Source organism: Streptomyces sp. TRM64462 (assembly GCF_013362995.1).
GTDB lineage: Bacteria > Actinomycetota > Actinomycetes > Streptomycetales > Streptomycetaceae > Streptomyces.
Genome location: NZ_JABWDV010000334.1, coordinates 1 through 10,175, shown reverse-complemented (window position 1 = coordinate 10,175; position 10,175 = coordinate 1). Strand labels below are relative to the sequence as shown.

Sequence of the window (10,175 nt, the reverse complement as noted above, 5' to 3'; positions counted from 1 at the left end):
GCCGTGAACAGGACGAGCGCGCGCCGTGCGCCGTGGGCGGCCGGGGGCCCGCCGGCCCGCACGGCCGGGCGGAGCGCGAGTTCCCGCCGCTGCCGGGCGCAGCCGGGGCAGGCGCAGTCGGCGGCGGGCTCGTACTCCTCGAAGACCGGGACGGCCATGCGGATCCCCTCCACACTCATCAAGATCCTTCCGCGCTGAGACACGGGCGCCAGTTTCTCAACTGTCCTGACATAACGCATTTTGACGGTTGAAAGGGAAAAAACGACTATCCGACAGGCGCATCGGGGCGGAAAATCTCGGCGGCCCGGCCCGCCCGCGGTGCGGAGCACCTCCCGGCATCGGGTAAAGTTGTGCAGGTCAGCAGGCGCCGCTAGCTCAGTTGGTTAGAGCAGCTGACTCTTAATCAGCGGGTCCGGGGTTCGAGTCCCTGGCGGCGCACGCGAAGCCGAGGCCCCTCACGAAAGTGAGGGGCCTCGGTCGTATGTTCGCTTCGCCGGGTCAGCGGACGCCCGTGAGGTACGCGGAGACGACCACGTTCGCCGTGTACGTGCCCGACGCGCGGTCGAAGGTGCCGCCGCAGGTGAGGAGCCGCAGCTCGGCACGGTCCGGGTCGTGTGCCCCGTACACCCGATGGGCGTCGAACGCGTGGCGCGAGGAGACCCGTACGTCCTCGACGGTGAACTCCGCCACGGTGCCGTCCGCGCGGGCGACCCGGACGACGGCGCCCGGGCGGACGGTGCCGAGCGCGGAGAAGACGGCCGGTTCCGTCTCGGTGTCGACATGGCCGACGAGGAGCGCCGCGCCCCGGGCGCCGGGCGCGGTGCCGGCGCCGTACCAGCCGACGGTCCGCGCCCTCTCGTACGGAGGCGCCTCGACCGCGCCGGTCGCGTCGAGGCCGCGCGGCACGACGGGCGCCGAGACGCCGAGCGACGGGATATCGATACGCCGGGGCCCGGCGGCGTCGGCGGCGGGCGGGACCGGCGGCGGCAGCGGTACGCCCCGGGGGCGGCCGACGGCGGCGACATCACCGGTGGTGGGGGCGGACAGGGAGCCCTGTCCGGCCGTGACCTCCTTGCCCCACAGCCACATCAGGACCAGCAGGAGCGCCCAGACCACACCGACGCACAACCGGCCGGTACCGGGGCCGGCGCCCGGGCCGGGGCCGGGGCCGGGGCTTCCGCTGGCGACGCGGTCTCGGGACGGCACGGCGCGCTCAGTCCGTGCCGCCGGGGCCGTGGCCGCGGCGGCGGCGCGTGGACCGCAGCGCGACGGCCACGGCGGCGACCGCGGCCAGGACCAGGCCGATGACGGTGTGCCGGGTGCCGGGCCCCTGCTCGGCGACGCTCGGCGCCTCGGCGGCCGCCGGTGCGACCGGAACCTCCTGGACCACGGCTGCGCCCCCGCCGCCCCCGCCGCCCGCGCGGACGGGGGCGTGGGGGCTGGGCGGCGGGGTCGGGGAGACCTGGACGCGGGCGGCGTCGTGGTGATCGCGGCCGCCGCAGACGACGGCGACCCGGTACGTACCGGAGGCGAGGCCCGACTTCACGGTCGTGTCGCCGTGCAGCGCGCCGCCCGCGCCACCCGTACGTCCGGACAGCTCCACGTCGGCGACGAACGCGGCGGAGCGGACCGTGCCCCGGTCCGCGTCGCAGCCCTCGACCCGGAGGTCCACGTCCGAGCCCGGCGCGGCCGTGGCCGGGGTGACCGTCACGGCGACCCGCCCGCCGGCCGCCCCGTCGCCGGTCGGCCCGTCGCCGGCCGCGTCTCCGGCGGCCCGGGCCGCGTGGGCGGGCGGCGAGGCGAGCACGAGGGCGGCCGTGGCCGTGGCCGCCGCCGCCCGTACGGCACGGAGAGCAACCGGTCCTGGACGCATCGTCAACCTCCCTCGTAAGGAAGATTCACTCCGATCCGGGCGCTCCGCATCCGCAGCCGACGGCGGTCCGCGCCCTACCGGCCGGTAGAGGTCCTTGACCTGCCGTCTTGGCGGGTCGGCCGCGTTCCACCAGATCAGCGACCGGGTCCCTGCCCCTTCGGCCGGAACACTGGGGGATTTCCCCAGCCTCAGCCCGAGACTTCACGCCCATAGTTCTTACCGGCTGACCCGCCCGGACCAAGGAGGCACGTGTGCAGAATCCCGACACCAGTGAGAGGCCCGGCCACCCGTCGTGGTCCCGCCGCCGGAAGCGGCGCGCGGCGATCGCAGCCGTCTGCGGCGCGATACTGACCGGCGGGCTCGTGGGCGCAGGCCCGGCCGCGGCGGCGGCGCCCGAGCCGCTGGGGGAAGGCACGTACACCTTCACCACCGGCGGCGGCGAGGCCATGGACGTCCCCGGGAGATCACTGGACAACGGCACGGCTCTGGTCACGTGGGCCGTCAACGGCGACGACAACCAGAAGTTCCAGGTCCGCCCCGCGGGCGGTGAGTACGTCACCCTCGTTCCCCAGCACACGCTCGCGGAAGGGGAGGCCCACAGGAAGTGCCTCGACGTTCGGGGCGGCTCCTCGGACCCCGGCGCCGACATCATCCAGTACGAGTGCCATGGCGGTGACAACCAGAAGTTCAGGGCCGTCCCCTCCGGATCCGGATACGCGCTGCAGGCCAAGCACAGCGGCGATTTCATCGGCGTCGCCGACGGCAACGTCGTTCAGAGCGCGTCCCCGTTCGTGTGGGCGGCCCAGAAGACCGACTTCAGCCAGACGCTCGACACGTCCACGATCAGCGTCCCCGGGAAGAGCACGGTCGCGGACAGCCGCCCCGAGTACCGCTGCCCGGCCGGCTGGCACTTCCGGGTCAACCCGTACGCGAACGTCGCCGACTACGAGGCCGCGTACGGCGACGGCGTCGTTCCTCTGGCAGGCCAGAGCATCGGCTCCTTCAACTTCTTCTACGGAGTGACCCCCGCGGCCCAGTATCTGGCCACCGTCAACGTCTACCTGAAGCCCGGTGGCGCGCAGGCCGTGGTGAGCTACTGGAACAACGACGCGACGGCCCACCAGGGCCAGGTCCGCCTGCACTGCGACACCGACTGACCCACTAGCGGCACCGGACGCGTCGGCGTGTCTCTCCCCGGGCCGCAGCGCCCGGGGAGAGGCACGGTCACGATCCCTTCACTCGATCACGACGTCGGAGGTCAGGTGATGGCCGGCAGCGTCTGCCGCAGCCCGAACGTGCAGTCCGTCGGGAGCGGGGACGTGGGCGAGAAGCGCGCCCCGAAGACCTGGCCCAGGCCGAGCCCACGGGTGCCGCAGTGCGCGTTCGGCGCCTCCCAGGTGAGCATGAAGTTGTCGTTGGCGTACGACGTGATCTGCTTCCAGCCGTTGTCGATGGAGCGGAAGCGCCACTGCTGCCACATGTCCGAGGTCGAGCAGTTGACCTGGTACACCTGCCTGCTGTTGGGGTCGGACCCGGCGTAGTCGTCCAGTCTCAGGCACTTCCCGGTGTCGGCGTTCTTGAGGGTGTACGTGAACAGGTTGCCGTCGGGCAGGTCCGTGCGGGTCAGCACCCACCGCTGCTGCGCGAGTTCCGACACCTCGCCGACCACCGAGGGCAGGCTGAGGAACTGCTGACCGCCGGTGACGTGCAGCGCCTTCAGATCCTGCCGGGCCGTGACGACGTAGGTCTTGTTGTGCGTCGGGCCGAACAGGGCGACGCCCTTGCACAGGTTGAGCTCCTCCTGCGCCGTCATACGCCGGAAGTGGAACCCCCACTGGCCGTCGGTGGAGCCGTCGGGCCGCACCTTCGGGGTGCTTGCCACGACGGTCTTGACCCAGGTCTTCTGGTCGCCGTCGGGCCGGGCGTCGTACACGCCGACCTTGTACGTGAGGGTGTTCTTGGTCGTCACCTCCCGCATCTGCGGGGTGAACGTGACGAAGCCGATGTGGCGGGCGGGCACCTTGCCGGCGACGCTGGAGAAGGTCGTCGACGTGTCGGACCAGGACCACGTCTCCTGCCGCTGGAGGGTGTAACTGATGTTCCCCGTCAGGCCGCTCGCCTGGAACCCGAGCGTGAACGCGAGCTGGGATCCCTCCATGAAGGCGTACTGGCTGCTGAAGGCGCGCGAATAGGTCTTGGTGATGTCGATGTCCTGCGTGCGGTCGTCCGGGTTCGTGTTGCAGTTCTTCGCCTGCTCGACCACCACCTCAGGCCCCGGCTGTTCCTTGGTGGACACCACTTCGGTCGTGCACGACGTGGTGTTGACCTCGCAGTCGTACTGGACGTCCGGGAAGGTCTGACGCTGCACCTCGGTCGGGGTGCCGATACAGGTGTACGTCATCTGCGCGACGCCGCCGTTGAGCAGGCTGGGGTTGCTGAGCGTCCACACCCGCTCGCGGTCGCCGACCTTGTAGGTGGCGTCCAGGCGGATCTCGCTGCTCTTCTCCTTGAAGCCCGTGGACAGGGGGCTCAGGTCCATAACCGTGCCGGCGGGACAGCTCGCCTTCCAGCTGTAGAAGTGCGTCCCCGCGTCGAGCCGCAGCTTGGCCGTGACGTAGGTGTGCTTCGTCTCCGCCGCGACCGCTGCCGGAGGAGCCAGGGTGGCGGCCCCCGCCAGGGCCGTGGTCAGGGCCACGGCTGCCGGCCACCGTCTTCTTCGATCCATATGCTCCCGCCTTCCCGCGCTCCGGCACATCGCGCGCTCGCCGCGCCCCTTTGCGCGGACGGCGATCTCCGGGCTGGAAGAAGAATGGGGCGGCAGGAGCCACCCGGCCCCCGATGATGTTCCCTAGGGAAAGCGGGGCGGCTCCCAGGGGTTCCGCCGTGCACGACCGTGGGATGAAGCAACCGGCTCCCCCGTGGCTACGCTGTGGGCGTCGCGGTACAGAGTCGTCCCGGCGCCCAGCAGCCCTTGCGTACAGGAGACCGGCAACATGGCAGAGCGCAAGCCCATCGAATCGTGGCTCACCGACATGGACGGGGTGCTGATGCACGAAGGCATCCCGGTGCCGGGGGCGGACGCCTTCATCAAGAAGCTCCGCGAGTGCGAGCGGCCCTTCCTGGTCCTGACCAACAATTCGATCTACACCGCCCGGGATCTGCACGCGCGGCTCAACCGGATAGGGCTCGACGTCCCCGTCGAGAACATCTGGACCTCGGCCCTGGCCACCGCGAAGTTCCTCGACGACCAGCACCCGGGCGGCTCCGCCTATGTCATCGGGGAGGCGGGCCTGACGACCGCCCTCCACGACGTCGGCTACGTCCTGACGGACACGGAGCCGGATTTCGTGATTCTGGGCGAGACGCGGACCTATTCCTTCGAGGCCATGACGAAGGCGGTCCGCCTGATCAACAACGGCGCCCGGTTCATCGCCACGAACCCCGACGAGACCGGCCCCTCGGCCGAGGGCGCGCTTCCCGCGACCGGCGCGGTCGCCGCGCTCATCACGAAGGCGACCGGCAAGGAGCCGTACTTCGTGGGCAAGCCCAACCCGCTGATGATGCGCACCGGCCTCAACACCATCGGCGCCCACTCCGAGAACAGCGCCATGATCGGCGACCGGATGGACACCGACATCCTGGCGGGCCTGGAGGCGGGAATGCAGACGTTCCTGGTGCTCACCGGCCTGACCGCGAAGGCGGACATCGACCGCTTCCCGTACCGCCCCACCCATGTGAAGGACTCCATCGCGGACGTGATCGACTTCGTGTGACCGACCGCAGCCGGGGGCGCCGCGACAGACGTGCTGTGGCGACGCCCCCGGGTGATCACGACGTGTGGATCTCGACCCCGTCGACCACCCAGTACCAGTTGTTGGCGCCGGTGTAGTGGAAGCGGAAGCCGACCGACGAGGCCCCGGCGGGGACGTCCACGGTCAGCGCCTGCGGCTGCGCGACGACGTCGGAGGTGTAGGACCGTACGACGGTGGGGGTACCGCCGTTGAACGACGCGAGGACCCGCGCGGTCTGCCCGGTCTCCTGGCGGTAGTGGGTGGTGAAGCGCAGCGTGGCCCTCGCCTTCCCGGACACGCTGTACGCGGGGGTCACCAGCGTCGAGTCGAAGCGGCCCGAGTTGGACCTGTCGTCCCACTCGTCGGAGTCCGCGACCGCGAACACGCCGCGCGCGCGGACGTTGAGCTCACGCCACTGGTCGCGGTGGGTGCGGGACCAGAAGTCGTCGGTCGTGAACGACCAGCCGCGCCACTCGGTCACACCGCCCGTGCCCATGGCGCTGTTGATGACGGACCAGCCGGTGGGCGGGGTGTGCGTGAAGCCGAGGACTCCGGCCGGGATGCCGGACTCGTCGACCCGGTCGCGCAGGGAGCCGTACACGGTGTCGAAGGGGTCCGACGACCGCTGCTGGATCGGGCGACCGTCCAGGCCCCAGGACGGGTCGGGGACGATGCCGAGCTGGTGGAAGACGGTGGCGGCGACGTCGACGAGCCGGGTGTCGTGCGGGCGGGCGCCGGCGGCGATGCCGGGGCCGGTGGCGAGGACGAAGGTCATGCGCTCGGGGATGGAGCTGCCGCCGTGGCCGCCCGCGTCGACATGGCCGTGGTCGGTGCAGACGACGACCGTCCAGCGCTCCGCCGCGCGCGTCGGGCGGGCCTCGATGGCGGCCAGCATCCGGCCGAGCTGGGCGTCCTGGACGGCGAGCGCGTCGAGGTACTTCTTGCCGGTGCCGTAGGAGTGGGCGACGACGTCGGTGTTGCCGAGGTAGACGAACGCCACGTCCGGGTTCTGGTCGCGGAGGACGGACACCGTGGTGGCGGTGATCGTCTCGTCGTGGGCGACGTAGCCGTCACGGTCGCCGTCCAGGACCAGTGCGGCGTCGGCGCCCGCGGTGACGGTGCCGTACGTGTCGAGGGGCTTCCAGTCGACGGCGGCGAACAGGGACAGCTCGGGCCGCACCTGGTGGAGGCGGGCGAGGAAGCCGGGGTAGCGGGAGTAGTCGCGTCCGGTGAAGGAGTTGTCGCGTACACCGTGCTTGTCGGGCCACACGCCGGTGGAGATCGTGGACCAGCCGGGTCCTGAGGAGGTGGCGGCCATGGGGTTGGCGTACAGGAGCGACGTGCCATAGGTGCCGGCGGCGCGCATCGCCTTGAGGTGCGGGGCGTTCGCGGCGTCGATGAGGTCGTGGCGCACGCCGTCCATGCCGACGACGAGGACCTTGTCGGCGCTGGTGCCGTGGGGGAGCGTGGGGACGGCGGCGTGTGCCGCAGGGGCCGCGAGGCCGGTCGCGGCGAGGGCGGTGGTCGCGGTGGCGGCGGTGAGCACGGTGCGGCGGGGTATGCCGGGCGTGGGCATGGCGGGCGTGGGCATGGCGGGCGTGGGCATGGCGGTTCCTCCGTGGTGTGTGGGGTGGTGCGGCGCGCGCGGGTCATGGTCGCGCCGGGGCGCTGCGGAGACCAGGGACATGCGGTGAATTCGTGAGGGACGCTCAGCTCGCGGTGCGCCGGGCGCCGTTCAACTGCCCGTCGCCTTCTTCCAGGCGTCGATGTACGTCGTCAGGTTCTTCTCGATGTCGGCCCAGTCCGGTTCGAAGACCTCGACGTCCCGCATCAGGGTGTCGAGCGCGATGGCGTTGGCGTCGGTGGGCTTGACGTCCGTACGGGCCGGGAAGCCGCCGCCGACCTCGCTGGCCTGCCGCTGGGCGCGCTCGGTCAGCATGAAGTCGAGCAGCTTCCTGCCGTTCGCGGAGTGCGGGGCGTCCTTGACGAGCCCGGCGGCGTACGGGAGGGCGAAGGTGGTGGGCCTGCCGCCCTCGCGGGCGGGGAACCAGATGGCGAGGTTCGGCATGGAGCGGGCCTGCGCGAAGTTCATCTGGACGTCGCCGTTCGCGACGAGGAGTTCGCCCTTGTCGACCTTCGGGGCGAGCTTGGAGGTCGAGGAGGAGGGGCCGACGTTGTTGGCCTGCAGCTTCTTCAGGTACGCCATGGCGGGCTCACGGCCGCCGAAGTCGTGCATCGCCTTGATGACGACGGCGGTGCCGTCGCCCGCGACGCCGGGGGTGGAGTACTGGAGCCGGTCCTTGTACTTCGGGTCGAGGAGGTCCTCCCAGGTGGTGGGCGGGGTCTTGAGCTCCTTCTTGTTGTGGACGAACCCGAAGTAGTTGTTGACGACGGCGGTCCAGGTGCCGGTGCGGGAGCGGTCGGCGGCGTGGACCTGGTCGGCGCCCTTCGGCTCGTACGCCTGGAGGAGGCCCTTGGAGTCGGCCTGCTGGATGAACGGCGGGAGCGTGACGAGGACGTCGGCCTGGGTGTTGCGGCGCTCGCGCAGGGCGCGCTGCACCATCTCGCCGGAGCCGCCCTCGACGTACTCGACCTTGATGCCGGTCTCGCGCTCGAAGTCCTTGAAGACGCGGTCGTACCAGCCGTCGCCGTGCTCGCCCTTGAGGCCGTCGGCGCTGTAGACGGTGACGACCTTCTCGTCGGACGCGGCGGAGGAGGAGCCGCAGGCGGAGAGGGTGGTGGCGAGGAGGGCGGCGGTGAGGGTGGCCGTGGCGGCGGTGCGGATGCGGGTGGGCATGGCGGGGTCGCTCCTTGCTGGCTAGCGGTAGGTGGCCTTGGTACGGAGGCGGGAGACGGCGAGCAGGACCAGCAGCGTGGTGGTCATGAGGACGACGGCGAGTGCCGAGCCGGTGAAGAGGGAGCCCCGGTCGGTGGCCGTGAAGACGAGCACGGGCAGCGGCAGCCAGTCGGGCGGGTAGAGCATCATCGTGGCGCTCAACTCGCCCATGGAGAGCGCGAAGCACAGCCCGGCGGCCGCGTTGAGCGACGGCAGCAGGAGCGGCAGCCGCACCCGCAGGAGCACGTACGCCGGGCGGGCGCCCAGCATGGCGGCGGCCTCCTCGTACGCCGGGTCGAGACGGGCGAGCGCCGCCGAGACCGACTGGTGGGCGAACGCGGTGACCAGCACGGTGTGCGCGGCCAGGACGATCCAGCGCGTGCCGTTGAGCAGCAGCGGCGGCTGCGAGAACGCGACCAGGACGGCGAGGCCCACGACCACCGACGGGACGGCGACGGGCAGCATGAACAGCGCGTCGACGACCCGGCGTGCGCGCCGGCCGAGCCGTTCGGCGGCCAGGGCGGCCCAGGTGCCGAGGGCGAGCGCGACGAGGCTCGCCGTGACGGCGGTGACGAGGCTGGCGGTGAGCGCCTCCAGGGACTCGCCGCGCAGGGCGGCGGCGTAGTGGCCGGTGGTCGGCCCGGAGGGCAGGGCGCCGGACCAGTTCGTGGCGAACGAGGCGGCGAGCACGACGAGCAGCGGCAGCGCGAACAGCGGTACGAAGAGGAGGGCGAACAGCGCCCAGGCCGCCCAGCGCCCCCTAGCGGTGTGCACCAGCACGGCGGCTCACCCCCCGGTACAGCGTGTAGAGGCCCACGGAGAGCGCGATCTCGACGACGGCGACGACGCAGGCGGCGGCGTAGTCGGACTCCAGGATGGCTTTGCCGTACACCAGCATCGGGAGGGTCGTGACGCCTTTGGCGCCGGTGAACAGGACGATGCCGAACTCGTTGAGGGACAGGACGAGTACGAGCCCGCCGCCCGCGGCGAGGGCGGGCAGCGCCTCGGGCAGGATCACCTGCCGCACGATCCGCGCGGGCCGCGCGCCGAGTGAGGCGGCGGCCTCCAGCTGCGCGGTGTCGAGCTGGGCGAACGCGGCGAGCAGGGGCCGTACGACGAACGGCGTGAAGTACGTGATCTCGGCGAGCAGCACGCCCCAGGGCGTGGTCAGGAACCGGAAGGGTCCGGTGCCGGCGGGGTCGCCGGTGACGTCGGTCCAGAGGCCGTTGGCGATGCCGACAGTGCCGTAGAGGAAGAGGAGGGCGAGGGTGATGAGGAAGGAGGGGAAGGAGAGGAAGACGTCGATGAACCGTGCGACGGCCCGCGAGCCGGGGAAGGGCACGAACGCGAGGATCAGCGCGAGCACGAACCCGAGGACGAGACAGCCGACGGTCGCCCCGAGCGCGAGCTGCACGGTCATGACGACCGCGTCCCGGAAGGCCCGGGACGCGAGCACGGACCCGTACGCCCCGGGCGCGAGCGACTCCTGGACGACGAGCGCGAGCGGGTGCAGGAACAGCACAGCGAGCACGACGAGCGGCGGGCCGACCCAGAGCAGCCGCCGCACGATGCGGGCCCGACGGGGGCGCGGCGGGGCGGGGGCGTCGCGGGGGGCTTGGGCGAGGGCGTCGCCGGGGTCTGGGGCATCGCCGGGGGCTTGGGCAGGGGCTTGGGC

At 71.7% G+C, this 10,175-nt stretch carries 9 protein-coding genes and 1 tRNA gene; 3 read left to right on the top strand and 7 right to left on the bottom strand.

Annotation, left to right across the window (positions count from 1 at the left end):
* Nucleotides 1–364: 364 nt before the first annotated feature.
* Nucleotides 365–438, top strand: a tRNA-Lys gene (locus HTZ82_RS17115).
* A 60-nt stretch (nt 439–498) separates the two neighbouring features.
* Here HTZ82_RS17115 and HTZ82_RS17110 read toward each other — a convergent pair.
* Nucleotides 499–1,206, bottom strand: a complete 708-nt coding sequence (locus HTZ82_RS17110) for a class F sortase (protein WP_375540828.1) — start codon at nt 1,204–1,206, stop codon at nt 499–501.
* Between the two features lie 7 nt (nt 1,207–1,213).
* The gene (locus tag HTZ82_RS17105; protein ID WP_217624244.1) at nt 1,214–1,873 is read right to left on the bottom strand and encodes a hypothetical protein; all 660 of its coding nucleotides are present in this window, start codon (nt 1,871–1,873) and stop codon (nt 1,214–1,216) included.
* Nucleotides 1,874–2,124: 251 nt separating this feature from the next.
* On the opposite strand from HTZ82_RS17105, the gene HTZ82_RS17100 reads away from it, so the two are divergent.
* Nucleotides 2,125–3,030, top strand: coding sequence for an RICIN domain-containing protein (locus HTZ82_RS17100; RefSeq protein ID WP_175410257.1), 906 nt, complete (start codon nt 2,125–2,127; stop codon nt 3,028–3,030).
* A 101-nt stretch (nt 3,031–3,131) separates the two neighbouring features.
* On the opposite strand, the gene HTZ82_RS17095 is transcribed toward HTZ82_RS17100, so the two are convergent.
* Entirely contained in the window at nt 3,132–4,568 is a 1,437-nt protein-coding gene (locus HTZ82_RS17095; RefSeq protein WP_175410256.1) for an RICIN domain-containing protein, read from the bottom strand.
* A 298-nt stretch (nt 4,569–4,866) separates the two neighbouring features.
* On the opposite strand from HTZ82_RS17095, the gene HTZ82_RS17090 reads away from it, so the two are divergent.
* A complete protein-coding gene (locus HTZ82_RS17090; RefSeq protein WP_175410255.1) occupies nt 4,867–5,646 on the top strand; it encodes an HAD-IIA family hydrolase in 780 nt (259 codons plus the stop codon).
* A 55-nt stretch (nt 5,647–5,701) separates the two neighbouring features.
* On the opposite strand, the gene HTZ82_RS17085 is transcribed toward HTZ82_RS17090, so the two are convergent.
* The 4 genes from HTZ82_RS17085 to HTZ82_RS17070 form a co-directional block, all read right to left on the bottom strand.
* Nucleotides 5,702–7,240, bottom strand: a complete 1,539-nt coding sequence (locus HTZ82_RS17085) for an alkaline phosphatase family protein (RefSeq protein WP_175410259.1) — start codon at nt 7,238–7,240, stop codon at nt 5,702–5,704.
* 159 nt (nt 7,241–7,399) lie between these two features.
* The gene (locus tag HTZ82_RS17080; protein ID WP_175410254.1) at nt 7,400–8,461 is read right to left on the bottom strand and encodes a 2-aminoethylphosphonate ABC transporter substrate-binding protein; all 1,062 of its coding nucleotides are present in this window, start codon (nt 8,459–8,461) and stop codon (nt 7,400–7,402) included.
* Between the two features lie 21 nt (nt 8,462–8,482).
* On the bottom strand, nt 8,483–9,280 hold the full coding sequence (locus HTZ82_RS17075; RefSeq protein WP_175410253.1) for an ABC transporter permease: 798 nt from the start codon (nt 9,278–9,280) through the stop codon (nt 8,483–8,485).
* A partial coding sequence (locus tag HTZ82_RS17070; protein WP_254711917.1) for a 2-aminoethylphosphonate ABC transporter permease subunit occupies nt 9,261–10,175 on the bottom strand: 915 nt, incomplete at its 5' end. The genes HTZ82_RS17075 and HTZ82_RS17070, both read right to left, overlap by 20 nt.

Excerpts from the sequence above, each read along its gene's own strand:
- HTZ82_RS17105 (WP_217624244.1), bottom strand. The coding sequence starts at position 1,873 with ATGCGTCCAGGACCGGTTGCTCTCCGTGCCGTACGGGCGGCGGCGGCC.
- HTZ82_RS17090 (WP_175410255.1), top strand. The coding sequence starts at position 4,867 with ATGGCAGAGCGCAAGCCCATCGAATCGTGGCTCACCGACATGGACGGG.
- HTZ82_RS17085 (WP_175410259.1), bottom strand. The coding sequence starts at position 7,240 with ATGCCCACGCCCGGCATACCCCGCCGCACCGTGCTCACCGCCGCCACC.
- HTZ82_RS17080 (WP_175410254.1), bottom strand. The coding sequence starts at position 8,461 with ATGCCCACCCGCATCCGCACCGCCGCCACGGCCACCCTCACCGCCGCC.